The organism is Klebsiella sp. MBT K-1, assembly GCF_002556465.1.
GTDB lineage: Bacteria > Pseudomonadota > Gammaproteobacteria > Enterobacterales > Enterobacteriaceae > Klebsiella > Klebsiella grimontii.
In genome coordinates this window covers 150,769-175,153 of sequence record NZ_PDEL01000004.1, presented here as the reverse complement: position 1 = coordinate 175,153, position 24,385 = coordinate 150,769, and the positions used below count along the sequence as shown (strand labels likewise).

At 56.4% G+C, this 24,385-nt stretch carries 21 protein-coding genes; 15 read left to right on the top strand and 6 right to left on the bottom strand.

The genetic code is table 11. From position 1 onward, the window contains the following. Positions 1-135 precede the first annotated feature (135 nt). Complete coding sequence (locus CMQ96_RS07430) at positions 136-441, bottom strand: monooxygenase (RefSeq protein WP_049085210.1); 306 nt, start codon at positions 439-441, stop codon at positions 136-138. 209 nt (positions 442-650) lie between these two features. Between CMQ96_RS07430 and CMQ96_RS07425 the strand changes: the two genes are divergently transcribed. Further along, entirely contained in the window at positions 651-1,796 is a 1,146-nt protein-coding gene (locus tag CMQ96_RS07425) for a porin (protein WP_004130005.1), read from the top strand. A 106-nt stretch (positions 1,797-1,902) separates the two neighbouring features. On the opposite strand, the gene mnmH is transcribed toward CMQ96_RS07425, so the two are convergent. Together mnmH and allS are read right to left on the bottom strand one after the other, a co-directional pair. Continuing rightward, complete coding sequence (gene mnmH, locus CMQ96_RS07420; protein ID WP_098066566.1) at positions 1,903-2,988, bottom strand: tRNA 2-selenouridine(34) synthase MnmH; 1,086 nt, start codon at positions 2,986-2,988, stop codon at positions 1,903-1,905. Between the two features lie 87 nt (positions 2,989-3,075). Then, positions 3,076-3,999, bottom strand: coding sequence for an HTH-type transcriptional activator AllS (allS, locus tag CMQ96_RS07415; protein ID WP_004137900.1), 924 nt, complete (start codon positions 3,997-3,999; stop codon positions 3,076-3,078). A 210-nt stretch (positions 4,000-4,209) separates the two neighbouring features. On the opposite strand from allS, the gene allA reads away from it, so the two are divergent. The 10 genes from allA to glxK all read left to right on the top strand — a co-directional run bounded on the left by allA (position 4,210) and on the right by glxK (position 16,200). Further along, positions 4,210-4,692, top strand: a complete 483-nt coding sequence (gene allA, locus CMQ96_RS07410) for an ureidoglycolate lyase (protein WP_004137898.1) — start codon at positions 4,210-4,212, stop codon at positions 4,690-4,692. Positions 4,693-4,783: 91 nt separating this feature from the next. Next, positions 4,784-5,602 carry an HTH-type transcriptional repressor AllR gene (allR, locus tag CMQ96_RS07405; RefSeq protein WP_049088818.1) on the top strand — a complete coding sequence of 273 codons (819 nt, stop codon included), beginning with the start codon at positions 4,784-4,786 and terminating at the stop codon, positions 5,600-5,602. An 88-nt stretch (positions 5,603-5,690) separates the two neighbouring features. Continuing rightward, positions 5,691-7,472, top strand: coding sequence for a glyoxylate carboligase (gene gcl, locus CMQ96_RS07400; RefSeq protein ID WP_049131939.1), 1,782 nt, complete (start codon positions 5,691-5,693; stop codon positions 7,470-7,472). Positions 7,473-7,485: 13 nt separating this feature from the next. Next, positions 7,486-8,262, top strand: a complete 777-nt coding sequence (gene hyi, locus CMQ96_RS07395; protein ID WP_004137893.1) for a hydroxypyruvate isomerase — start codon at positions 7,486-7,488, stop codon at positions 8,260-8,262. Positions 8,263-8,359: 97 nt separating this feature from the next. Continuing rightward, positions 8,360-9,238, top strand: coding sequence for a 2-hydroxy-3-oxopropionate reductase (gene glxR / locus CMQ96_RS07390; protein WP_049085205.1), 879 nt, complete (start codon positions 8,360-8,362; stop codon positions 9,236-9,238). A gap of 53 nt (positions 9,239-9,291) precedes the next feature. Then, a complete protein-coding gene (locus CMQ96_RS07385) occupies positions 9,292-10,545 on the top strand; it encodes an MFS transporter (protein ID WP_004137889.1) in 1,254 nt (417 codons plus the stop codon). An 81-nt stretch (positions 10,546-10,626) separates the two neighbouring features. Then, positions 10,627-12,081, top strand: a complete 1,455-nt coding sequence (locus CMQ96_RS07380; protein ID WP_004137887.1) for a putative allantoin permease — start codon at positions 10,627-10,629, stop codon at positions 12,079-12,081. Positions 12,082-12,188: 107 nt separating this feature from the next. After that, positions 12,189-13,550: an allantoinase AllB gene (gene allB, locus CMQ96_RS07375; protein WP_049088819.1), complete on the top strand. Its 1,362-nt coding sequence runs from the start codon at positions 12,189-12,191 to the stop codon at positions 13,548-13,550. Between the two features lie 175 nt (positions 13,551-13,725). Beyond that, positions 13,726-15,036 (top strand): uracil/xanthine transporter, encoded by a 1,311-nt coding sequence (locus CMQ96_RS07370; RefSeq protein WP_024358999.1) that lies wholly within the window; start codon positions 13,726-13,728, stop codon positions 15,034-15,036. 18 nt (positions 15,037-15,054) lie between these two features. After that, positions 15,055-16,200: a glycerate 3-kinase gene (gene glxK, locus CMQ96_RS07365; protein ID WP_024358998.1), complete on the top strand. Its 1,146-nt coding sequence runs from the start codon at positions 15,055-15,057 to the stop codon at positions 16,198-16,200. Between the two features lie 76 nt (positions 16,201-16,276). Here the strand turns inward: glxK and allE are convergent, their stop codons facing one another. Genes allE through allD form a run of 3 tightly spaced genes read right to left on the bottom strand, consistent with a single transcriptional unit; the run spans position 16,277 to position 19,376 of the window. Continuing rightward, positions 16,277-17,059 (bottom strand): (S)-ureidoglycine aminohydrolase, encoded by a 783-nt coding sequence (gene allE / locus CMQ96_RS07360; RefSeq protein ID WP_004137879.1) that lies wholly within the window; start codon positions 17,057-17,059, stop codon positions 16,277-16,279. 10 nt (positions 17,060-17,069) lie between these two features. Beyond that, complete coding sequence (gene allC / locus CMQ96_RS07355; RefSeq protein ID WP_064342296.1) at positions 17,070-18,305, bottom strand: allantoate deiminase; 1,236 nt, start codon at positions 18,303-18,305, stop codon at positions 17,070-17,072. Between the two features lie 21 nt (positions 18,306-18,326). After that, complete coding sequence (gene allD, locus CMQ96_RS07350) at positions 18,327-19,376, bottom strand: ureidoglycolate dehydrogenase (RefSeq protein ID WP_064342297.1); 1,050 nt, start codon at positions 19,374-19,376, stop codon at positions 18,327-18,329. A 315-nt stretch (positions 19,377-19,691) separates the two neighbouring features. Between allD and CMQ96_RS07345 the strand changes: the two genes are divergently transcribed. Genes CMQ96_RS07345 through CMQ96_RS07330 form a run of 4 tightly spaced genes read left to right on the top strand, consistent with a single transcriptional unit; the run spans position 19,692 to position 24,345 of the window. Next, complete coding sequence (locus tag CMQ96_RS07345) at positions 19,692-21,359, top strand: acyl-CoA synthetase FdrA (protein ID WP_098066500.1); 1,668 nt, start codon at positions 19,692-19,694, stop codon at positions 21,357-21,359. A gap of 9 nt (positions 21,360-21,368) precedes the next feature. Continuing rightward, the gene (locus CMQ96_RS07340; RefSeq protein ID WP_098066498.1) at positions 21,369-22,628 is read left to right on the top strand and encodes a DUF1116 domain-containing protein; all 1,260 of its coding nucleotides are present in this window, start codon (positions 21,369-21,371) and stop codon (positions 22,626-22,628) included. A 10-nt stretch (positions 22,629-22,638) separates the two neighbouring features. After that, positions 22,639-23,442 (top strand): DUF2877 domain-containing protein, encoded by an 804-nt coding sequence (locus CMQ96_RS07335; protein ID WP_098066496.1) that lies wholly within the window; start codon positions 22,639-22,641, stop codon positions 23,440-23,442. Between the two features lie 9 nt (positions 23,443-23,451). Continuing rightward, on the top strand, positions 23,452-24,345 hold the full coding sequence (locus CMQ96_RS07330) for a carbamate kinase (RefSeq protein WP_024358991.1): 894 nt from the start codon (positions 23,452-23,454) through the stop codon (positions 24,343-24,345). Positions 24,346-24,385 lie beyond the last annotated feature (40 nt).

The following is a 24,385-nucleotide window of genomic DNA, read 5'->3' as shown; positions in this document are numbered from 1 at the left end:
GCCGCGACCCGGGGTTTTCACCCGGCTCGCGCTGCGCTTAGCCGGGCTACCGTTTCACAGCTGTCTACGGGAAAATAGCCCGGGTAAGGCGTTAGCCGCAACCCTGGGGGGGGCCGGTACGGATGAGAGTGGCTATTACAGATGACCGTGGTTCAAGACGGTGAGCGGCTCGTTGACGTCGAAGATTTTGCAGATAACGTCATCCACGCCGAGAGATTTCAGGCGTGCGGTATGCTTGTTGAGATAAGCGAGCGCGGTTTCTTCATTCTCAAAAAGATAGATCCCGCCCGCTTCCTGATCCTTTTCGCTTTCCGTCCAGACCTTCCAGATAAACCCCGGTTCCTGATTGATAGACTCGGCCAGTTCCACGAGCTGACGGGACATCTCGCTGCCGAAGGGGCCATTAAAGGCAAAGTGCAGCTGCAGTAGTTTTTTCGACATAGTTCCTCCATGGATGAAGTTTGCGCGGTAATAGACCATTTTAATGACATGGCGATGAAAAGATAACCACTGTTTTTTTAACGGCACAAAATGGTAAGTCACTGATTTTTAACCGCACGAAACATTAAAAACTCAACAACACGTCATACTCAATCGCAGTTAATATTCAACTGGCAAATATAAGGTTGCTTATTAATCAAGGAAAAAGTATGGCACATAAAATAAAAGCGCTGGCGATAACGATCGGCGCAGCCCTGGCGTTAACCTCTTTTGCATCCCAGGCGGAAATTACGCTTTTAAAACAAGATCCGCAGGCGGGCGATCCGTTAAGCCGGCTTAACTTCACCGTCGGCGGGAGCATCCGTCCCCAGTTCAATATGATGTCCGGCGACGGAGACAAAGGCTCTTATAAACGTAACGGTTTCGATGGCGGCACCCGTTTCCGCTTCGCCGCCGACTACTATCTGTTCGATGATATTAGCTGGATCAGCTACTACGAGCTGGGCGTCAATATTCCGGCGCTTTTCGACTGGGATAACCACTATGCCGAAGGCGCGAATAACACCAGCCGCCGTATGCTCTATACCGGCCTGAAAAGCGATACCTGGGGGACGTTAACCTACGGTCAGCAGAACAGCGTTTATTACGACGTGGTCGGGGTAAAAACCGATATCTGGGATTACGACATGATAGGCCAGGCGCCGGGTAACGGCATCAACGGTGACTACGATGGTTCCTATCGCTCACGCAATATGCTGAAATACAAGAAAACCGTTGGCGATGTCGATCTCTACGCTTCTTACTTATTCGAAGACAGCGAATATCTGCCGGGCAACGGCCTGCGCTACAAGCGTAAAGGCGGTGGCTCCATCGGCGCCGATTACCACATTATGAAGGATTTGACCTGGGGTGCCGCGTGGAACTATACCCGCGCCGATATGCGTAACCCCTCGAGTTCAGACAGCAAATCATACGACCAGAATATCGTCGGTACCGCCCTAAGCTGGACGCCGGATAACTGGACCTTCTCCTTCGGCGGCGGCTGGTATCAGAACTTCCTGACCACCAAAAAAACCGATGTTCATAACTACTTCGCGGGCGATGCCTGGGGTATTGAGTACTTTGCCGGTTATAAATTCCCGATTGGTCAGTATGCGGTGAAATCTATTCAGCCGTACTTTATGGGCGACCGCCTGCAGTACGTGAACGGCCGTAACTATCAGCGGATTGATAACGGCGTCGGCGTGAGCTTCCAGCTGGATTACGGTTTCCGCGTTGACTACGAACACGTCTTCACGTCAAGCACCGACAACCTGGGCGATATGAACCTGGTGCGTCTGCGCTACGACTTCTAAGCTGAAACACTTCCCCGGCGGCGCTGCGCTTCCGGGGCTCGCCGTTTGCGGACCCGTAGCCCGGCTAAGGCGTTTACGCCGCAAGCCGGGACAAGGGAGGATGTGACTACTGCGCCTGCGCCAGCCAGGCGGCGACGTCCTGCCAGCTGCCGCGAAAAATAATCTTCTCCGCTTTTTTGCCGAGCTGGTAGCGGTACATTGGGTCGTAATACTCGTTCAGCAGGGGAACCAGCCAGCTGAAGTGGGCTTCGGTGCTGGCGCTGCGCTGCTGCTCCAGCAGGGCTTCATCAAGCCTGGCAGTGAGCTGGGCAAAACGCTGTAACCCGAGGCGGCGGCGGATAGCGAACAGGCCGTGGTGCAGATATTCGCTATATGCCCGCCAGCCTTGCTCTTCGCCGTAGGCCGCCAGGAAATCGCGATGCATCCGGGTAAAATACTCCTCGCGCAGCCGTTCAAGACGGATCTCAAACGGATCTTCCACTACCGCCAGCGGCGACTGCGCCATGCGCAGACGCATACATTCCGGCAGGTGATTGGCGCCGATCATATGCCCCTCATCTTCCAGCACCCAGCGCGTCTGCCGCTCTGACTTTTTGAGCATCGCCACGGCAAGATGATTTTCAAAGGTTGCCTGCTGATACTGCTCCTGCAGGGTACGGCCAAATGAAGAGCCGCGATGGTGGGCGAGGCCCTCGAGATCGATGCCGTCGGGCTGGGCGCAGACCAGCAGGGTTTTACCGTTACCGGTACAGCCGCCAATCAGCACGATAGGGCGCTGCACCAGCTCTTCGGTCAGCTGGATAGCCGCCTGGCGCAGCGCTTTATAGCCGCCGGTAATCAGCGGGTAATCCACGCCTGCGTCCTTCAGCCACTGCTGCACGATATGCGAACGCTGGCCGCCGCGGGCGCAGCACAGGTAGCCCTCGGGATAACGCGCGCAGGCTTCTTTCCAGGCGGCGAGGCGGCTGGCGCGAATCTCGCCGCTGACCAACTGATGACCCAGCGTGAGAGCGGCTTCCGGCCCCTGACGTTTATAGCAGGTGCCGACGGCGGCGCGTTCGTCGTCGTTCATCAGCGGCAGGTTGACCGCCGCGGGCATGGCGCTTTGCCTGAATTCAATCGGGGCGCGTACGTCAATCAGCGGCGTATCGCTGGCGAGGATCTGCCGAATATTCTGTGGGACTAATTGCATCATTTAAACCGTTAAGCCATCCAGACGCGTCGCTCGACGCGATAATCCTCCTATTGTACGCGGTGAGCGGTAGGCTGAATTGATTTTTCACGGTGTATCGCTGAATAGTGTCAGGAATCCCTGGATTTCCGGGGCCGAATGGACGAACAGCGAGGCGATATCCTGCACCGCTTTACCATGATGATCTTTGCGCCAGGCGAGGCTCAGAGGAGAGGGGGGACGCATCGCCGGGATCTGTCGGGCGATCAGCTCACCGCGAGCGATAAGCGGCTGGCACAGCGGCTCGGGTAAAAAGCCGATACCGACGCCGGCGATATGCGCCGCGATTTTAGTTTCGATATCGGGAACCACAATCTCTTTTTGCCCCGGCAGACGCCAGGCGACGCGCTTGGTCAATCTCCGGGCGCTGTCCTCAATATTGACCGCAGGATAGCGACGTAGCTGGGCCTCCGATAGCGGATCGCTTTGCTGGCCGAGCGGGTGATGCGGCGACATCACGAACAGCCAGGACACTTCGCCCAGCGGGGTGACCGCAATATTTTCGCCTAACGGTTCGGTGCCGGTAACGCCAATCGCCAGCGAAAAGTCATCGTGCAGAAGCGTATCCCAGACGCCCATATAAATTTGTCGCGAAAAATGAAACTGCGTAAAGGGGTAACGTTGGCTGAGCCAGGCCAGCAGCCGGGCGATGGCCTGCGGGTCATACATCAGGTTATTTACTACAATATTGACCTGGCGCTCCACGCCGTCGTTTATCTGCTGTAGCTCTCCGGGCATACTGTCAATCCAGCCAAGCCATTCTCTGGCCTGCGCCAGCAGGTGCATCCCGGCCGGGGTCAGCAGTACGCTGCGCGTGGTGCGGGAAAAGAGCGCGACGCCGGTGTTATCTTCCAGTAATTTGATGCGATAGCTAATAGTGGCGGTTGTTTTATAGAGTTTTTCCGCCGCTCTGGAGAAGCTGCCGCTCTCCGCTACGCTGACAAAGGTACGTAGTGTTTCGGGGTCTAGCATCGCCTCATTCCTCGTAATTTAATAATTCCCCCATGATTTTTAAGTATTTTTTCATAATAACCATTTCAATTATGTGGCTTAAATCAGGTTTTGGAAAATTATTCCAACTTATAGTTAATACCACTTTGAGATGGCCATGAATTGACCGGTACATCTCTTACCCTCAAGGTATGAGGAGGGGAACGGTTTTTAATGACTAAGGAATATGCAATGAAGCTAGAAGTATTGCCGCTGACGCGCGAAGCCTTCCGCCCCTATGGGGACGTTATCGAAACGGAAGGACAGGATTTTTTCCACATCAACGATGGCAAAGTCCAGCGTTTTCACGATCTGGCGATGGTGGAAACCCTGCAGCAGGAGCGCACGCTGATCAGCATTAACCGCGCCCAGCCGGCGGCGCTACCGATTGTGGTCACCGAGCTGGAACGTCATCCGCTGGGCACCCAGGCGTTTGTGCCGATGAACGGTGAAGCCTTTGTCGTGGTGGTCGCGGCAGGAGGCGATCAACCGGACATGACCACGCTGCGCGCGTTTATCTCCAATGGCCGTCAGGGGGTCAATTACCATCGTAACGTCTGGCATCACCCGCTGTTTGCCTGGCAGAGTGAAACCGATTTTTTAACCGTCGATCGCGGCGGAAAAGATAACTGCGATGTGGTAGAGATCCCGACCGTGGAGTTGAGCTTTGCGTGAGGTTGCACGTGACGCTATCGATTATCTTGCATAACATGTGGGCGCTTACACACTATTTATGCTCAGGTTTTGAGCCGGAGATAATCGAGGTATGACAGAAGTGAGAAGGCGGGGAAGGCCGGGCCAGCAGGAGCCTTCCGCGCAAAAAGGCGCCCAGGCGCTGGAGAGAGGGATCGCGATACTGCAATACCTTGAAAAGAGCGGCGGCAGCTCGTCGGTCAGCGATATTTCCCTGAATCTGGACTTACCGTTGTCGACCACCTTTCGTCTGCTCAAGGTGCTGGAAGGCGCGGATTTTGTGTATCAGGACGCGCAGTTAGGCTGGTGGCACATCGGACTTGGCGCATTCAATATCGGTTCGGCGTACATCCACAACCGGGATGTTTTATCCGTCGGCGGACCCTTTATGCGCCGGCTGATGCTGATGTCGGGCGAGACCGTCAACGTGGCGATTCGCAACGGCAACGAAGCGGTGCTGATTGGCCAGCAGGAGTGCAAGTCGATGGTGAGGATGTGCGCGCCGCTCGGCAGCCGACTACCACTGCATGCTTCAGGCGCCGGGAAAGCGCTGCTGTATCCGCTGTCGGCGGAAGAGCTGGTGGATGTCATTGTGAAGACCGGACTACAGCGGTTTACGCCGGCGACGATCGTCGATTTGCCGGTCCTGCAGCGGAATCTGGATGAAGCGCGAGCCTGCGGCTACAGCATTGACCAGGAGGAGCACGTGACAGGATTAAACTGTATTGCTTCAGCGGTTTACGATGATGTGGGGTCCGTGGTCGCGGCGATTTCGATTTCCGGGCCGGCGTCCCGCTTAACCCCGGATCGTTTTATCAGCCAGGGAGAGCTGGTAAGGGAGACGGCAAGGAATATCAGCACCGCGCTGGGACTCAAACCCCAGGCTGATTGATAGCCGAACCGACCCGCTCTGCGGAGCGGGACTTTTTTGGCTTTTTTCAAATTTGGAAAATTTTTCCAATATAGCGAGGTAGTAAAAAATGGCAAAAATGAGAGCCGTCGACGCGGCAATGTATGTACTGGAAAAAGAAGGGATTACCACCGCATTTGGCGTGCCCGGCGCGGCGATTAACCCGTTCTATTCGGCGATGCGCAAGCACGGCGGGATCCGTCATATTCTGGCGCGTCACGTGGAAGGCGCGTCGCATATGGCGGAAGGTTATACGCGGGCCACGGCCGGCAATATCGGCGTATGCCTGGGAACATCGGGCCCGGCGGGAACGGATATGATCACCGCGCTGTACTCCGCCTCCGCTGACTCCGTTCCTATTTTGTGCATCACCGGCCAGGCGCCGCGCGCGCGTCTGCATAAAGAAGATTTCCAGGCGGTCGATATAGAGTCCATTGCTAAGCCCGTCACTAAGATGGCGGTGACCGTGCGCGAAGCGGCGCTGGTGCCGGGCGTGCTGCAACAGGCTTTCCATCTGATGCGCTCCGGCAGACCGGGACCGGTTCTAATCGACCTGCCTTATGATGTCCAGGTCGCGGAAATCGAATTTGATCCTGAGCTGTATGCGCCGCTCCCAGCGTATAAACCTGTTGCCACGCGCCCGCAGATTGAACGCGCGCTGGCGATGTTGCTGATGGCCGAACGCCCGGTGATAGTCGCCGGCGGCGGGGTAATTAACGCCGATGCCGCGGCGCTGTTGCAGCAATTTGCCGAAATCACCCATGTGCCGGTGATCCCGACGCTGATGGGCTGGGGCTGTATCCCGGACGACCACGAGCTGATGGCCGGTATGGTCGGCTTACAAACCGCGCACCGCTACGGCAACGCCACGCTGCTGGCCTCCGACCTTGTGTTCGGTATTGGCAACCGCTTTGCCAACCGTCATACCGGTTCGGTCGAGAAGTACACCGCAGGCCGCAAAATCATCCATATCGATATCGAACCGACGCAGATTGGCCGCGTGCTGTGCCCGGATTTAGGGATTGTCTCCGATGCGAAAGCGGCGTTGACCCAACTGGTGGATATCGCGCAGCAGATGCAAAAAGAGGGCCGCCTGCCTCGCCGCGAGCGTTGGGTTGCCGAGTGTCAGGAGCGCAAACGCACGCTGCTGCGTAAAACCCACTTCGATAACGTGCCGGTCAAACCGCAGCGCGTTTATGAAGAGATGAACAAAGCCTTTGGCCGCGACGTGTGCTACGTCACCACCATCGGTCTGTCGCAAATCGCCGCCGCGCAGATGCTGCACGTATTTAAAGACCGCCACTGGATCAACTGCGGCCAGGCGGGGCCGCTGGGCTGGACGCTGCCCGCCGCGCTGGGCGTTTGCGCCGCCGATCCCGAGCGTAACGTGGTGGCGATCTCCGGCGACTTCGACTTCCAGTTCCTGATTGAAGAGCTGGCGGTAGGCGCGCAGTTCAATATTCCTTACGTTCACGTGCTGGTGAACAACGCCTATCTGGGCTTAATCCGCCAGTCGCAGCGCGCGTTTGATATGGACTACTGCGTCCAACTGGCGTTCGAAAACATTAACTCCAGCGAAGTGAACGGCTACGGCGTCGATCACGTGAAGGTCGCCGAAGGTCTCGGCTGTAAAGCGATTCGCGTCTTTAAACCTGAAGATATCGCGCCCGCATTTGAACAGGCGAAAGCGTGGATGAAAGAGTATCGCGTGCCGGTGGTGGTGGAAGTGATCCTTGAGCGCGTGACCAATATCTCGATGGGCAGCGAGCTGGATAACGTCATGGAGTTCGAAGACGTTGCCGACAACGCCATCGATGCGCCAACCGAAACCTGCTTTATGAAATATGAATAAATGAGGTGAACCTATGTTGCGCTTTTCTGCCAATCTTTCGATGTTATTTCAGGAATATGATTTTCTCGAGCGCTTTGATAAAGCGGCGGCCTGCGGTTTTCGCGCCGTTGAATTTATGTTCCCGTATGACTATGCGCCCGAGGTATTAAAGCAAAAGCTGAGCGACAACCGGCTGGAGCATACCTTACATAATTTACCCGCTGGCGACTGGGCGGCAGGGGAGCGCGGCATCGCCTGTATTCCCGGTCGCGAAGCGGAGTTCCGCGAGGGCGTTGACGCCGCAGTCCGCTACGCCAAAGCGCTGGGCAATCGTAAAATCAACTGCCTGGTCGGTAAAACCCCGGTGGGCTATCGCGAAGATCATATTCGCGCCACGCTGGTGGCGAATTTACGTTTTGCCGCCGCCGCGCTGGCCCAGGAGGGGATTCTGCTGCTGATTGAGCCGATTAATTATTTCGATATGCCGGGGTTCTATCTGAATACCACGCATCAGGCGCTAGCGCTCATTGATGAGGTCGGCAGCGATAATCTGAAAATCCAGTACGATATTTATCATATGCAGCGCATGGAGGGTGAATTAACCCATACGATGCAAACTTATGCCAACCGAATTGGTCATTTACAGATTGCCGACAACCCGGAGCGCGGAGAGCCGGGAACCGGAGAAATTAATTACGATTATCTTTTTAAATTTATCGACAAGTCAAATTATGACGGCTGGGTCGGCTGCGAATATAAACCGCTGACTACCACCGAAGCGGGCCTGACATGGTTTAATCGCTACCGCTAATTTTTAATTTATCGTTGGGCACTATTTATTATTCCATTTCGGGGAAGGGATAACTATTGCCCAAATAAATCGAAACAGAAATTTTGAGAGGAAACGTATGAAACTGGGATTTATTGGTTTAGGTATTATGGGCACCCCGATGGCGCTCCGACTTGCCAAAGCGGGCCACGCGCTGCACGTGACCACCATCGGTCCGGTTGCTGAAGAACTGCTCAAGCAGGGCGCGCAGCATCTGGCTACCGCCGAGCAGGTCGCGGAGCAGTCCGAGATTATTTTTATCATGGTCCCGGATACCCCGCAGGTTGCCGACGTGTTGTTTGGCGAACACGGCTGCGCCAAAGCGGCCCTGAAGGGCAAAACCATCGTTGATATGAGTTCTATATCGCCGATTGAAACCAAGCGTTTTGCACAGCAGGTGCGGGATTTGGGCGCGGATTATCTCGATGCGCCGGTATCCGGCGGCGAAATTGGCGCGCGTGAAGGCACGCTCTCGATTATGGTCGGCGGTGACGAAAAGGTGTTTGCTCGCGTGAAGCCGCTGTTTGATATCCTGGGTAAAAACATCACCCTCGTCGGCGGTAACGGCGACGGGCAGACCTGTAAAGTCGCCAATCAGATTATCGTCGCGCTGAATATTGAAGCGGTCTCCGAAGCGCTGGTTTTCGCGTCTAAAGCCGGAGCCGATCCCGCTCGCGTTCGTCAGGCGCTGATGGGCGGCTTCGCCTCCTCGCGTATTCTGGAAGTACATGGCGAAAGAATGTTGAACCGGACTTTTAATCCCGGCTTTAAAATTTCCCTGCACCAGAAGGATCTTAATCTGGCATTGCAGAGCGCGAAAGCGCTGGCGCTTAATTTACCAAATACGGCAACCTGTCAGGAGCTATTTAATACCTGCGTCGCCAACGGCGGTAGCGAATTAGATCACTCGTCTTTAGTTCAGGCGCTGGAATTAATGGCGAATCATAAAATATCGTAATGAGAAAATGCTGCCGATTCCGGCAGCGTTTTTTAAACCTCACGGGTGAATTTATGGATACTATCAATAAAACGGGTATCGACTATTGGAAGAAAATAGTCGTGGTAATGAGTCTGGGCTGGGTGGCAATATGGATTTATCGTACCGTATTAACGCCGATTTACCCGGAAATTCAGGCGTCCTTAGGCAACGTCAGTAACGCTGAAATTGGCGCGATAGCCAGCTTCTATTTTCTTGCCTACTGCGGAATGCAGATCCCCTGCGGTATTCTGGTTGATAAACTGGGGCAGAAAATTATGCTGATGTGTGGTTTCTCGCTGTTTATTATCGGCACGCTAAGCATCGCTAATGCGGGAAACCTGACGCTGATTTATATCGGCTCGCTGCTGGCCGGCGCCGGCTGCGCGTCCTTCTTCAGCTCCGCCTATTCGCTCTCCTCGGCCAACGTGCCGCAGGAGCGTCGGGCGCTGGCGAACGCCATTATTAACAGCGGCTCGGCTATCGGGATGGGGATTGGCCTGATTGGCTCAAGCATTCTGGTCAAAAGCATGCATATGGCCTGGCAAAACGTGTTGTTTATTGTCGCCGCGATCCTGGTGGTGATGCTCTGCGTGTTTACCCTGGTGATTCGTCGCAAGCTTAAAGAGCCAGCCGCAGCGGTCAATAAAAATAGCGCCACGGCGTCAGCACCGGTCGAAGAGAAGTCAGCGCCGCTGTTTTCGCCGCTGCTGTGCAGCGTTTACTTCCTCTATTTCTGCACCTGCTACGGCTACTACCTGATCGTCACCTGGCTGCCTTCCTATCTCCAGACCGAACGCGGCTTTGACGGCGGGGCCATTGGTTTTGCTTCGGCGCTGGTGGCGGTTGTCGGGGTGCCGGGGGCGCTGTTCTTTAGCCATCTGTCGGATAAATTCCGCGACAGTAAAGTCAAAGTTATTCTCGGGCTGGAGATTGTCGCCGCGGCCATGCTGATGTTTACCGTCCTGTCGCCGAATACCACCATGCTGATGATTAGCCTCGTGCTGTACGGACTGCTGGGCAAAATGGCCGTTGACCCGATTCTTATTTCGTTTGTCTCCGAGCAGGCATCAGCGAAAACATTAGGCCGCGCTTTCAGCTTATTTAATTTCTTTGGTATGAGTTCAGCGGTCGTTGCCCCGACGCTCACCGGTTTTATTTCCGATCTGACTGGGTCAAAAGAAATTAGTTTTGTGATGTCTGCCGGGCTAGTTATTACCGGAACGATACTGTTTGCATTGATTACCTTGCGTAAGAACAAAATACAGTCAAAGACAATCCCCGTATAATAAAAATAAATAATTATAATAATTTGTTGTTCCACATAGCTAAACCTGTAAACGTAATCCGATGCGTATTAAGAGGGAATTATGGAACAAGCTCAAGACCTGTACAAATCCAGAGGTTATAGCGACGATCTATTACCAAAAATAGAATCGCAGCGTAACTGGAAGACATTTAACTATTTTACCTTATGGATGGGATCCGTACACAACGTACCTAATTATGTCATGGTTGGTGGTTTTTTTATTCTTGGACTATCAACGTTCAGTATAATGATGGCAATAATATTGAGTGCTTTTATTATTGCCGCGGTTATGGTGTTTAATGGCGCTGCCGGAAGTAAATACGGCGTACCCTTCGCTATGATTTTAAGAGCCTCGTATGGGGTGCGCGGGGCATTATTACCTGGCCTGCTCAGAGGCGGTATTGCGGCGATTATGTGGTTTGGTTTGCAATGCTATGCCGGTTCGCTGGCATTCCTGATCTTATTAGGCAAACTGTGGCCAGCGTTTTTGACCCTTGGCGGCGATTTTAAGCTGCTGGGACTGTCGTTGCCGGGGCTGATCGCCTTTCTGGTTTTCTGGCTGATTAATGTGGGGATTGGTTTCGGCGGCGGAAAAGTTCTCAATAAATTCACCGCGATCCTCAACCCCTGTATCTATGTTGTGTTCGGCGGCATGGCCATCTGGGCTATCTCGCTGGTGGGGATCGGCCCGATCCTCGACTACCTACCGACCGGAGTGGAGAAAGCGGAACATAGCGGTTTCCTGTTCCTGGTGGTGATTAACGCGGTGGTCGCCGTGTGGGCGGCGCCGGCTGTCAGCGCCTCGGACTTTACCCAGAACGCGCGCTCGTTTCGCGATCAGGCGCTTGGGCAAACCCTTGGTTTAGTCGTGGCTTATATTCTTTTCGCGGTGGCCGGGGTGTGCATTATCGCCGGGGCCAGTATCCATTACGACATGGATACCTGGAACGTGCTGGATATCGTGCAGAAATGGGACAGCCTGTTTGCTTCTTTCTTTGCGGTGCTGGTGATATTAATGACCACGATCTCCACCAACGCCACCGGTAATATTATTCCGGCAGGCTATCAAATCGCGGCAATTGCGCCGACTAAATTGACCTATAAAAACGGCGTACTGATCGCCAGTATTATTAGCCTGCTGATCTGCCCATGGAAATTAATGGAGAATCAGGACAGTATTTATCTTTTTCTCGATATTATCGGCGGCATGCTGGGCCCGGTTATTGGGGTAATGATGGCGCACTACTTTGTCGTCATGCGCGGGCAAATTAATCTTGATGAGCTGTATACCGCGCCGGGTGATTATAAGTATTTTGATAATGGTTTTAACGTTACCGCATTCCTGGTCACCATCGTGGCGGTGATTTTATCGCTCGGCGGAAAATTTATTCCGCTGCTCGAACCATTCTCCCGGGTGTCGTGGTTTGTCGGCGTCATCGTCGCTTTTGCCGCATACGCTTTACTAAAAAAACGGGCGCTGCCGAATAATATTTCGCACCCGGATGTTGTTAGCTGATTTTCTTATCAAGAGGAAGATTTATTTCAGGGATGAAGCATCAATACCCAAAGCCACAAGCAGAAGTATGGCGGGTTAATCGTCTGTACACATACAAGGAGTTTTATATGTCTTTTGATTTAATTATTAAAAACGGCACCGTTATTCTGGAAAACGAATCGCGGGTGGTGGATATCGCGGTTGCTAACGGCAAAATCGCCGCGATCGGTGAAAACCTGGGCGAAGCGAAGCAGGTGATGGATGCTTCGGGCCTGATCGTGTCGCCGGGGATGGTCGATGCGCATACCCATATCTCTGAGCCGGGGCGTACCCACTGGGAAGGATACGAAACCGGCACTCGCGCAGCGGCAAAAGGCGGCATCACCACGATGATCGAAATGCCGCTGAACCAGCTCCCGGCGACCACCGACCGCGAAACCATCGAGCTGAAATTCGATGCCGCGAAGGGCAAGCTAACCATCGACGCCGCGCAGCTTGGCGGCCTGGTTTCCTATAATCTGGACCGCCTGCATGAGCTGGATGAAGTGGGCGTGGTGGGCTTCAAATGCTTTGTCGCCACCTGCGGCGATCGCGGGATCGACAACGACTTCCGCGACGTTAACGACTGGCAGTTTTTCAAAGGCGCGCAAAAGCTGGCCGAAATGAAGCAGACCGTGTTGGTGCACTGTGAAAATGCGCTGATCTGCGATGAGCTCGGCGAAGAAGCAAAAAGAGAGGGCCGCGTGACGGCACATGATTATGTCGCGTCGCGTCCGGTCTTCACCGAAGTCGAGGCGATCCGCCGCGTTCTCTATCTGGCGAAAGTCGCCGGTTGCCGCCTGCACGTATGCCACGTCAGCAGCCCGGAAGGGGTCGCCGAAGTGACCCGCGCGCGTCAGGAGGGTCAGGACGTCACCTGCGAATCCTGTCCGCACTACTTTGTGCTGGATACCGAGCAGTTCGAAGCGATTGGCACCCTGGCGAAGTGCTCTCCGCCGATCCGCGACGCGGAGAACCAGAAGGGAATGTGGGAGAAGCTGTTCAACGGCGAAATAGACTGCCTGGTCTCCGACCACTCTCCGTGTCCGCCGGAAATGAAGGCGGGCAATATCATGCAGGCCTGGGGCGGGATTGCCGGTCTGCAAAGCTGCATGGACGTGATGTTCGACGAAGCGGTGCAGAAGCGCGGTATGTCTCTGCCGCAGTTCGCCCGCCTGATGGCGACCAACGCCGCCGATATTTTCGGCCTCAAGCACAAGGGGCGCATCGCGCCGGGCAAAGACGCCGACCTGGTGTTTATTCAGCCGAACAGCAGCTACGTTTTGCAGGCGGAAGACCTCGAATACCGGCATAAAGTCAGCCCGTACGTTGGCCGGAAGATTGGCGCGCGTATCACTAAAACCATCCTGCGCGGCGAGGTGATTTATGACATCGAGCAGGGTTTCCCGCAGGCGCCGAAGGGGAAATTTATCCTTAAGCATCAGCAGTAACGGGTAACCGTTGCATTCCCGGATTGCGGCGTAAACCCCTTATCCGGGCTACGAACCTGACGTCGTGCGCGGGTTTTGTAGCCCGGGTAAGGCGCAAGCCGCGATCCGGGGCATAACCCACACCGTTCAATGTTTAGCGCCAGTTCAACGTCAGGCGCTTTGTCAGGATTTTATCATGGTGGTATTGCCGCTAAATCAACGAAACACCCTGGCGGGATTTCAATGGTTCTTTTTTATCTTCTGCAACACCGTGGTGGTGCCGCCGACATTACAATCTGCTTTTCAGCTTCCCGCCAGCGCGCTGATTACGCTTACCCAATACGGTTTTATTACCACCGGGCTGGCGTGTCTGGCGCAGGCGCTGCTGGGCCACCGTCGCGCGATTATGGAGGGGCCGACGGGGCTATGGTGGAGCACCATTCTGACCGTCACCGTCGGCGAAGCCGCGCGCGGCACCGCGTTCGACAGCATTGCGGCCAGCCTGGCGGTGGGTATCTTTCTCTCAGCCGTTCTGACCATCATTATTGGCGTCAGCGGCATCGGCCATCGCCTGGCGAAGCTCTTTAGCCCGACGGTGATGGTCTTTTTTATGCTGCTGCTCGGCGCGCAGCTGACGACCATATTTTTTAAAGGCATGCTCGGGCTGCCCTTTAGTTCGACCCAGGCCAACGCCGCCATTCAACTGGCGCCCTTTGGCCTCGCGCTGGCGGTGATGATCCTGGTGCTGGGGATGATTATTTTTCTCCCGGACGGCATCGCCCGCTACGCTCTGCTGACAGGAACCCTGGCGGGATGGGCGAGCTGGTACCTGCTGTTTCGCACGCCGCCCGCCACGGCGGCATCCGGGCCGATTCACTGGCAATGGTTTCCGCTCGGCTACGGCGAAGAACTACGCCCAGGCATTATCCTGACGGCGCTGCTGGCCGGGCTGGTGAATATCACCAATACCTACGGCGCCATTCGCGGCACCGACGTTTTTTATCCCCAACAGGGCGCCAGTAATAGCCGCTACCGACGCAGCTTTATTATCTCCGGCCTGATGACCTTAATAACAGTTCCTCTTAGCGTGGTGCCGTTTTCACCGTTTGTTTCGTCGATAGGCTTATTAACCCAAACCGGAGAAACCTCGCGCCAGCCGTTTATTATCGGCTGCCTGTGTTGTCTTTTAGTTGGCCTGTTTACGCCGCTGACCCACTTTTTTACCACGTTGCCGCTGCCGATTAGCAGCGCGGTCATGCTGGTCTCTTATCTGCCGTTGTTATATTCCAGCTTATCGTTCAGTAAACAAATTACCTTCACCGCGCGAAATATCTACCGGCTGGCGCTGCCGCTCTTTATCGGTATTTTTTTAATGGGTCTGCCGCCAGTTTATCTCCAGACGCTACCCCTGATAATTCGACCGCTATTAGGCAACGGCTTATTAATCGGCGTGCTGCTGGCGGTAGTGATGGAAAATCTCATTCCCTGGGATCGTATTAAGTCATGACAGCAAAAAGGATCAACAATGAAAATTATTATTGCACCGGACTCTTTCAAAGAGAGCGTTAGCGCCAGCCGCTGCGCCCAGGCGATAAAAGCGGGCTTTGTCTCAATTTTCCCGCAGGCGGAGTGCGTCTGCCTGCCGATCGCCGACGGCGGCGAAGGAACGGTTGAGGCGATGGTCGAGGCCACTGACGGCAAAATGGTGATGCTGCCGGTCATGGGGCCGATGGGCGATTTTGTCGGCGCCTTCTACGGCCTGAGCGGCGACGGGCAAACCGCATTTATTGAGATGGCGGCGGCCAGCGGGCTGATGCTGGTTCCCGCCGGGGAGCGTAACCCCCTGCGGGCTACCAGCTACGGCACCGGCGAGCTGATTCGCCATGCGCTGGACGCCGGGGTTCGCCATATTATTCTCGGTATTGGCGGTAGCGCCACGGTAGACGGCGGGATGGGTATGGCCCAGGCGCTGGGGGCGCGCTTTCTGGATGAGCGCGGCGAGAGCGTCGGCCTTGGCGGCGGGGCGTTACAGCGGTTGGTAAAAATAGACCTAAGCGACCTCGATCCGCGCCTTCACGATTGCCGGATTGAGGTGGCCTGCGACGTCGATAACCCGCTGCTCGGCGAACGCGGCGCGGCGGCGGTTTTTGGTCCGCAAAAAGGGGCTTGCATAGAAATGGTTGCCGTTCTGGAGCGCGGGTTACAAAACTACGCTCGGGTTATGCTGGCGGCTACCGGTCAGGATGTCGCGCCGATGGTCGGCGGCGGCGCGGCCGGCGGAATGGGCGCGGCGGCCCGGGTTTTCCTTAACGCTACGCTGAAATCAGGTATCGATATTGTGCTGGAAGCGGTTCATCTGGAGGAGGCGCTGCGCGATGCGGACCTGGTGATCACCGGCGAAGGACGAATGGATTCGCAAACCGTTGGCGGCAAAGCGCCGATCGGCGTGGCGCGGATCGCCAAAAAGTACGACATCCCGGTTATCGGTATCGCGGGCGTGCTGGGCGACGGCGTTGAAGCGGTGCATCAGCACGGTATTGATGCGGTATTCAGTATTTTACCCGCGCTGGCGCCGCTGGCCGAGGTGCTGGATCGCGGCGAGCAGAATCTCTATGCCTGCGCGCGTAATATTGCCTGCGCAATAAAATTAGGTCAGCAAATCCCCGTCTGAATAAAAAATGCCACGGTTTTCACCGTGGCAAAATCCAACATAGCTAAACAAAAAAGGTGAACTTCATCGGCGACAATCAGATCTCAACGTCGCGATGGCAATCTTTCGAGTAAATGTAGCTAAACGCCTCGCGCCCGACGCCGTATCCGGCCTGTAGTGAATAAGCGCCCATAAAGATATAGTCGCCTTTTTTCACCGGCACCCAGTTGTTGTCGAGGTTATAAACGCCCTGGCCGGAGAGAATATAGGCACCGTGTTCCTGGACGTGGGTTTCGATATAACCGTGGCTGGCTCCCGGCTCGAAGGAGAGAATATGCATGTTCATATCGAAGCCCAGCTCTTTCGGCAGGAAATCGATCAGGATAACGTCTTCCATTCCTTCATAATGAATTCGCTCCAGCTGGCTGACGTTGCCGGTAACCAGATAAGGGGCGTGATTCTCAACCGCAATATAGCGGCGCTTGTAGAGGAACAGCTGGCTGTTGCCTGAGCGGTTATTGATGAAGGTAAGTTTCTCGCCCGGCGGGCAGTAAATATAGCCGCCTTTGGTTAGCGGGAAGCTTTTGCCTTGCGCCCCGGCGGTGATTTCCCCCTCAATCACATACAGGAAGGTCTCAATCCCTTCGCCGCCGAAACCGCCCGGATTACCGCCATTTTCATGCAGCGTCACCAGATAATCCACAAAGGTCGCGCCTAATTTCGGCGTTGACAGAATGGTCACATCGCAATTAGTAAAACCCGGAATAATATTTTTGACCAGACCGTCCGGCGTCAGCAGCGCATAATTGCCGTGGCGCACGATGGAACGGCTGGCCAGTAAATCGTCGCGATAGCCAACCACATTATTTAAATAACCCATTATCTTTTCCTTATTCAGTCCAGGCCAGTTGATGCAACATTAAGGCCAGCGTTTTTACGCCTTCCGCCAGATCGTCGATATGCGTGCTTTCCGCCGGGTTATGGCTGATGCCCTTAATGCTCGGCATAAAGATCATGCAGGTCGGGAAGCAGGGGGCGAAAATTTGTGCGTCGTGGCCCGCGCCGCTGTGCATCACGCGGAAATTCACCTTCTCTTTCTCACAAAGCGCGGTGAGTCGGGCCACCAGCGTTTTATCCATGGGAACCGGGGCTTCATCCATCCACAGATCGATCTCGATGCCAATCTCCATTTCCCGGCAGATCCGCCGCATATCGGCTTCAATCACTTCCGTAAAGGCCGTTAATTCGCGGGCATCGGTATGGCGGCAGTCCATGGTGAAGACCGTTTTACCCGGTACCACGTTAACGGTATTCGGCTGCGGATCGACCTTGCCGAAAGTGAGCACCAGCGGGTCGCCGTGGGCCTTCGCTTTGGCGATAGACTCGCAGCAGATACGGCTAAACGCATGAACGGTATCGCGGCGGTAGCCCATTGGTGTGGTACCGGCATGGTTGGACTCGCCGGTGAGGGTGATGGTGTAGCGGCGCTGTCCAACGATGGCATTGACCACGCCGATGGACTGCTTATTGGTTTCCAGTACCCGGCCCTGTTCGATATGCAGCTCGACGAAGGCTTTAATATCCCGGCGCGGCGCCAGCGGGGCGGCGGGCAGCGTGAATCCGCACTGCTTCATGGCATCGACAAACGCCACGCCTTTGGCGTCCTTAATCTCGCGCACGTCCGCCGGGTTGGCGATGCCGACGATATTTTTGCTGCCCCAGAAGACATAAGGGAAGCGGCTGCCTTCTTCCTCGGCCAGCGCCAGCACTTCGACGGTACGCAGCGGTGCGCCGTAGGTCTCTTTTAGCCAGCGTACCGCCAGCCAGGCCGCCAGCGCGCCGAACTGACCGTCAAGATTACCGCCGTTGACCACGCTATCAATATGCGAACCGCTGAGGATAACTTCGTCGGGAAAGCGCGTACCGGGCAGGCGGCCATAAAGGTTGCCGACTTCATCAAAGCGCGTTTCCAGCCCGCTTTCGCTCATCCGTTGTTTAAACGCCTGCTGCGCCTGTAACCATTCCGGCGAATAGAGCAGGCGGGTAATTCCCCCGGTCGGGTCGGCGCCGAAAGAGGAAAGCCAGGGCAAGGTCTCTTCTATTGCCTGTCGAAAATAATGAGCCATACGCAACTCCTGTATTTTAATTTATTGAGCAAAAGGGGAATGGGTTTCATAAGAGCGGTTATATAAAGCGTCAGAAACCAGATAGTCATAAATCTCATCAACGATTTCGATACCGTCCACCGCGCTGTTTTTCTCATTGATATCCAGGTTCTGCCCCGGGTAATAAACCTGGTTAAATCCGGGCGCTGGCGTAATGGCGTTTAATTCGCGCATGGTGTCGCTGATATGCTGGCGAAATAGCGTGCTGGAGGAGAAAAATTGCGGGTTGATAACGATATGTAGCTGGCCCAGCTCGCGTCCCTGGCTGAGGTTGTCGTACATCGAGCTGACCTGGCGACCAAAGGGCAGGTTGAGCAAAATGCCGGAGAGCACGTCGATCATCATCATCAGGCCGTAGCCTTTCGGACCGGCTGCCGGAAGCAGGGCGTGGACGGCAAAGGGGTCGCTGGTCGGCGCGCCGTTTTTATCCACCGCCCAGCTGTCGGGGATGGTTTCATGGCGCGAGCGGGCGTCGAGAATTTTCCCCCAGGCCTGCACGGTAGTCGCCATATCGAAGGTAATGATATCGTCGCCCTCGCCGGGGGCGGCGAAGGCCAGCGGGTTAGTGCCGTAATAGATTTCCGCGCCGCCGAAAGGCACGACCATCGGATCCGACTGACACAGCGAAAGCCCGATAAATCCGGCGCGGGCCGCCTGCCGGGAGAAGTAAGAGATCGCGCCGCTGTGGCCCATGCGCCGAATGCCGACCACGGCGACGCCGTTTTCCCGGGCAATCTCTATCGCGTGCTCCATGCCCATTTTGGCAGCGACCTGACCAGCGGCATTATCGGCATGCAAAATGCCGCTGCAGGGACCTGTTTTTTCAAAGGTAAAGTTGGGTTGACGGTTAGTTCCGCCTTTTGCAATACGTTCCGCATAATATTCAACGCGGACCGCGCCGTGCGAATGAATGCCTCTTGCATCGGCATAAACCAGCACATCGGCAATAATATCCGCGTGATTATGAGTAAGCCCTGCTTTGTTCAGCTTATTGGCAATAAGCTGATGAAGTGTTTCCCGACTGACTTTCATCTGTCTTCCTTTTAACGACGGTGTAGAGCCTGACTGACGATTAAAATACGGGGAAAATAAACTTAAATTGTGATCTGCATTGGTAAAAATAGTTAGTTAGATTTTATTTAATAATCACCGCGGGTTTATCAGAAGGGACCCGGTTAATCTATTCATTGAAAATTCCGGGCTAATGCCTTCGGCTTTATTTGAAAGCGTCTTGTAATAATTTCCATGTGATATGGCTCACGCCGCCGATAATTTTATCTCGTTAGCCTGATTGCAGATTATTCATGCTCATTCAATTGCAATGGGTGCAATTATTGGGGAGTTATTATGATCCATGCCTTTATAAAAAAGGGCTGTTTTCAGGATTCAGTCAGCTTAATGATTATTTCGCGTAAGCTGAGCGAGTCAGAAAATGTCGACGATGTTTCGGTGATGATGGGCACACCGGCAAATAAATCGCTGCTGGAAACCACCGGTTTCTGGCACGACGATTTTACCACCGCGACGCCGAATGATATTTGCGTGGCGATCCGTACCGATTGCGCCGATGCGTCGGTGGCGGAAATGATTATCGCCCGTCTTGATGAGGCCCTCGCCGCCCTGGCGCAGGGGAGCGGGCAGAGTCAGAGCCTTAGCGTGGTTCGCCGCTGGCAGAGCGCGACGCAAAAGCTGCCGCAGGCCAATATGGCCTTAATTTCGGTTGCCGGAGAGTACGCCGCGGAGCTGGCCCAGCAGGCGCTCAGCAGCGAGAAAAACGTGATGATCTTCTCCGATAACGTCACGCTGGAAGATGAAATCGCCCTGAAAACCCGCGCCCGCGACAAAGGGCTGCTGGTGATGGGGCCGGACTGCGGCACCGCCATGATTGCCGGAACCCCGCTGGCTTTCGCCAACGTCACGCCGGACGGCAACATTGGCGTGATTGGCGCATCCGGCACCGGTATTCAGGAGCTGGTCTCGCAAATCGTCCTTGGCGGGGAAGGGATAAGCCATGCGATTGGCCTCGGCGGGCGTGACCTGAGCGCCGAGGTGGGCGGCATCAGCGCGCAAACGGCGCTGGAAATGCTGACCCAGGACGGGCAGAGCCAGGTGCTGGCCTTTGTCTCGAAGCCGCCTGCTGAGATGGTGCGCCAGAAGGTGATTAGCGCCATGAAGCGCAGCGCTAAGCCGGTGGTGGCGCTGTTTCTCGGCTATGCGCCGCCCGCCGCCCGCGATGAAAACGTCTGGTTCGCCCGCACCCTGGATGAGGCCGGGCGCCTGGCCTGCCTGCTGGCGCGCGTCGCGCGTTACCAGCAAACCCTGAGCGCAGTCGCGGGCAAGCAAATTCGCGGTTTATACACCGGCGGCACGCTGGCTGCGGAATCCGCCGGGCTGCTCGCCGAGCGGCTGGGCATCACCCCTGACGCTCATCATCCGCAGGGCATGATGCTCAATGCGCAGGGCCATCAGGTTGTCGATCTCGGCGATGATTTTTACACCGTTGGCCGCCCGCATCCGATGATCGACCCCTCCCTGCGCAACCAACTGATTGCCGAACTGGGCGAGGAAAATCAGGTCGGCGTGCTGCTGCTGGACGTGGTGATTGGCTATGGCGCGACCGCCGATCCCGCCGAATCGCTGGTGGAAGCCTGCCTGCGGGCGTGGGCGGTGAGAGACGAGCGCCATCCGCTGCATATCATCGCCACGGTGACCGGCACCGAAAGCGACCCGCAGTGCCGTTCCCGGCAGATTGCTTCCCTCGAAGATGCGGGGATCGTGGTGGTCGATAGCCTCCCCGAAGCCACGCTGCTCGCCAGCGCGCTGATTAGCCCGCAGCGGATGGCGGAACTGGCCCCGCGCGCCAGCCTGCTGGAAGGCGTGGCGGTGATTAACGCTGGTCTGCGCAGCTTCGCGCTCGATTTACAGTCCGCCGGAACGCCGGTTGTCCACTATCAGTGGGCGCCGATCGCCGGGGGGAATAAGAAACTGGCTCGTTTATTAGAACGTTTGCAATAAGAGGTCTCTATGTTTACATCAGTGGCGCAGGCCAATGACGCAGTAATAGAACGAATTCGTAATGCACGTCCGCACTGGCTGGATGTGCAGCCAGCGGGTTCTTTAATCGGGGCGCTGAATCAGAACAAAACCCTGCTCCACGCCGGGCCGCCGATGCGCTGGCAGGAGATGACCGGCCCGATGAAAGGGGCCTGTATCGGCGCATGCTTATTCGAAGGCTGGGCGCAGGATGAAAAAACCGCCCACGCGATGCTGGAAGGCGGCGAGATTACCTTTATTCCCTGCCACCACGTTAACGCCGTTGGCCCGATGGGCGGGATAACCTCGCCGAATATGCCGATGCTGGTGGTGGAGAACATCGCCGAAGGCAACCGCGCCTATTGCAACCTGAATGAAGGGATTGGCAAGGTGATGCGTTTCGGCGCCTACGGTGAAGACGTGCAGCAGCGCCTGCGCTGGATGCGCGATGTGCTGATGCCGGTCCTCAGCGCGGCGCTGAAACAGATGGAACGCGGCATCGACCTGACCGCGATGATGGCCCAGGGCATCACCATGGGCGATGAGTTCCACCAGCGCAATATCGCCACCTCCGCGTTGCTGATGCGCACGCTGGCCCCTTATCTGGCGCGACTTAATCACGATAAGCAGCAGATTGCCGAGGTGATGGATTTCCTCGCCATTACCGATCAGTTCTTCCTCAACCTGGCGATGGCCTACTGTAAAGCGGCGATGGATTCCGGGGCGCAAATTCGCGCGGGCAGCATCGTCACCGCGATGACCCGCAACGGCAATATGTTCGGTATCCGCGTCAGCGGGCTGGGCGAGCGCTGGTTTACCGCGCCGGTCAACACCCCGCAGGGACTGTTCTTTACCGGCTTCTCTCAGGAGCAGGCCAACCCGGATATGGGCGACAGCGCCATTACCGAAACCTTCGGCATCGGCGGCGCAGCGATGATCGCCGCTCCCGGCGTCACGCGCTTTGTCGGCGCGGGCGGGATGGAGGCGGCGAAATCCGTTTCCGAGGAGATGGCGGAAATCTTCCTTGAACGCAATATGCAGCTGCAAATTCCGGGCTGGGATTTCCAGGGCGCCTGTCTGGGGCTGGATATTCGCCGGGTGGTGGAAACCGGGATTACGCCGCTGATCAACACCGGCATCGCTCACAAAGAGGCGGGGATCGGCCAGATTGGCGCCGGGACCGTCAGAGCGCCGCTGGCCTGCTTTGAGCTGGCGCTGGAAGCGCTGGCGGACGAGCTGGGCGTAAGCTAAGGAGCGCGCGATGCAGATTATCCGTCCGCTGACAGGCAGCGTTGATGCGCCGGACCATCGCCAGCCGTGGCGAACCGGCGGCCTCTGGCAGCGCACTATCAACCTCTATGTTGAAGGCGGCGCATTGCTGACGCTGCATCGTCATGGGCAGGGCATCAGTCCCGGCGGATGGGTATTACGTCATCGCGATTTTATCCGCCTGCATGGGGCGCTGCGGGCGGGCGCTCTGCCTGCGGCGGGCGAAAATGGCATTCAGGTTGATGACCTTTTGCTGTCGCCGCCGCGCAGACGCTGCTCCCTGCGGCCTTGCTATCAGCCCGCTGGCGCTCGCTTACCGAAAGCGCTGGTGGATCGCCCGGAAGAGACCGGGCTGTTCGGGCCGCTGTCGCAGGCGGTTCATCTACCACTGCATCCTGAATTGCGGCAATTACGCCACTGTTTTGCCTCAGCGCTGCGCGGGAACGCCGTTGACTGGCGGCTGTGGCTGGGAAAGGGGCCGGGCCTGACGCCGAGCCTGGACGATATGCTGATCGGCATGATGCTGGCGGCCTGGCGCGCGGGGCGGATGTTGCGCCACGGCGGGCAGGCTTTCTTTCGCGCATCCGGGGATCTGCACGCGGCGACGACCCAGGTGAGCGTCAACTATTTACGCTATGCCAGCGCGGGGCGCTTCGCCTCGCCGCTGCTGCATTTTTCTCACGCGCTTCAGCGCGGACGACGTATTGAACCCGCCGTCGAAGCCCTGCTGGCGATGGGCCACACCTCCGGCGCGGATACCCTGCTGGGATTCTGGCTGGCGCAACACATTATCTAAGGAAAAATCATGAAAACGCTGGTGGTTGCCCTCGGCGGCAACGCTTTATTGCAGCGCGGGGAAGCGCTGACCGTGGAAAATCAGTACCGCAATATTGATAGCGCGGTTCCGGCGCTGGCGCGTCTGGCGCAGAAGTACCGGCTGGCGATTGTTCACGGCAACGGGCCGCAGGTGGGCCTGCTGTCGCTGCAAAATCTGGCCTATGGCGATGTCGAACCTTACCCGCTGGACGTGCTGGTGGCGGAGAGCCAGGGGATGATTGGCTATATGCTGGCCCAGCGTCTGGCGCAGGAATCACAAATGCCGCCGGTCTCGACGGTGATGACGCGCATCGCGGTAGCCTCGAACGATCCGGCATTTTCGGCCCCGGAGAAGTTTATTGGTCCGGTTTACGAACCTGAGCTACAGGCGCAGCTTGAAGCCGAATACGGCTGGACGATGAAGCGTGACGGCAAATATCTGCGCCGGGTGGTTCCCTCGCCGACTCCGGTGAGGATTGAGGAGAGCGAGTCGATTGAACGCCTGCTGGGCGAAGGTCATGCGGTGATCTGCTGCGGCGGCGGGGGGATCCCGGTGCTGGAGTGCGGGCGCGGCGCGGAAGCGGTGATCGATAAAGACCTGGCCGCCGCGCTGCTGGCGGAGCAGATTAACGCCGATGGCCTGGTGATCCTCACCGACGCCGATGCGGTATATGAACACTGGGGGACGCCCATGCAGCGACCGATCCGCGAAGCGACGCCGGAAGAGCTCGAGCCTTTTGCCCGCAACGATGGCGCGATGGGGCCGAAAATCGCGGCGGTCAGCGGCTACGTGCGCCGTCGGGGCAAGCGGGCGTGGATTGGCGCGCTGTCGCGCATTGATGACACTCTGGCTGGACTTGCGGGAACGTGTATCAAGCCCTGATGCGTTGGTGAAACTTACCAGCGGCGCACACTGTGAAATA

Excerpts from the sequence above, each read along its gene's own strand:
- allB (WP_049088819.1), top strand. The coding sequence starts at position 12,189 with ATGTCTTTTGATTTAATTATTAAAAACGGCACCGTTATTCTGGAAAAC.
- allR (WP_049088818.1), top strand. The coding sequence starts at position 4,784 with ATGACAGAAGTGAGAAGGCGGGGAAGGCCGGGCCAGCAGGAGCCTTCC.
- gcl (WP_049131939.1), top strand. The coding sequence starts at position 5,691 with ATGGCAAAAATGAGAGCCGTCGACGCGGCAATGTATGTACTGGAAAAA.
- allD (WP_064342297.1), bottom strand. The coding sequence starts at position 19,376 with ATGAAAGTCAGTCGGGAAACACTTCATCAGCTTATTGCCAATAAGCTG.
- CMQ96_RS07340 (WP_098066498.1), top strand. The coding sequence starts at position 21,369 with ATGTTTACATCAGTGGCGCAGGCCAATGACGCAGTAATAGAACGAATT.
- allE (WP_004137879.1), bottom strand. The coding sequence starts at position 17,059 with ATGGGTTATTTAAATAATGTGGTTGGCTATCGCGACGATTTACTGGCC.
- glxK (WP_024358998.1), top strand. The coding sequence starts at position 15,055 with ATGAAAATTATTATTGCACCGGACTCTTTCAAAGAGAGCGTTAGCGCC.
- allA (WP_004137898.1), top strand. The coding sequence starts at position 4,210 with ATGAAGCTAGAAGTATTGCCGCTGACGCGCGAAGCCTTCCGCCCCTAT.
- CMQ96_RS07335 (WP_098066496.1), top strand. The coding sequence starts at position 22,639 with ATGCAGATTATCCGTCCGCTGACAGGCAGCGTTGATGCGCCGGACCAT.
- CMQ96_RS07380 (WP_004137887.1), top strand. The coding sequence starts at position 10,627 with ATGGAACAAGCTCAAGACCTGTACAAATCCAGAGGTTATAGCGACGAT.
- CMQ96_RS07430 (WP_049085210.1), bottom strand. The coding sequence starts at position 441 with ATGTCGAAAAAACTACTGCAGCTGCACTTTGCCTTTAATGGCCCCTTC.
- CMQ96_RS07370 (WP_024358999.1), top strand. The coding sequence starts at position 13,726 with ATGGTGGTATTGCCGCTAAATCAACGAAACACCCTGGCGGGATTTCAA.
- hyi (WP_004137893.1), top strand. The coding sequence starts at position 7,486 with ATGTTGCGCTTTTCTGCCAATCTTTCGATGTTATTTCAGGAATATGAT.
- CMQ96_RS07385 (WP_004137889.1), top strand. The coding sequence starts at position 9,292 with ATGGATACTATCAATAAAACGGGTATCGACTATTGGAAGAAAATAGTC.
- allS (WP_004137900.1), bottom strand. The coding sequence starts at position 3,999 with ATGCTAGACCCCGAAACACTACGTACCTTTGTCAGCGTAGCGGAGAGC.
- CMQ96_RS07425 (WP_004130005.1), top strand. The coding sequence starts at position 651 with ATGGCACATAAAATAAAAGCGCTGGCGATAACGATCGGCGCAGCCCTG.
- glxR (WP_049085205.1), top strand. The coding sequence starts at position 8,360 with ATGAAACTGGGATTTATTGGTTTAGGTATTATGGGCACCCCGATGGCG.
- mnmH (WP_098066566.1), bottom strand. The coding sequence starts at position 2,988 with ATGCAATTAGTCCCACAGAATATTCGGCAGATCCTCGCCAGCGATACG.
- CMQ96_RS07330 (WP_024358991.1), top strand. The coding sequence starts at position 23,452 with ATGAAAACGCTGGTGGTTGCCCTCGGCGGCAACGCTTTATTGCAGCGC.
- allC (WP_064342296.1), bottom strand. The coding sequence starts at position 18,305 with ATGGCTCATTATTTTCGACAGGCAATAGAAGAGACCTTGCCCTGGCTT.
- CMQ96_RS07345 (WP_098066500.1), top strand. The coding sequence starts at position 19,692 with ATGATCCATGCCTTTATAAAAAAGGGCTGTTTTCAGGATTCAGTCAGC.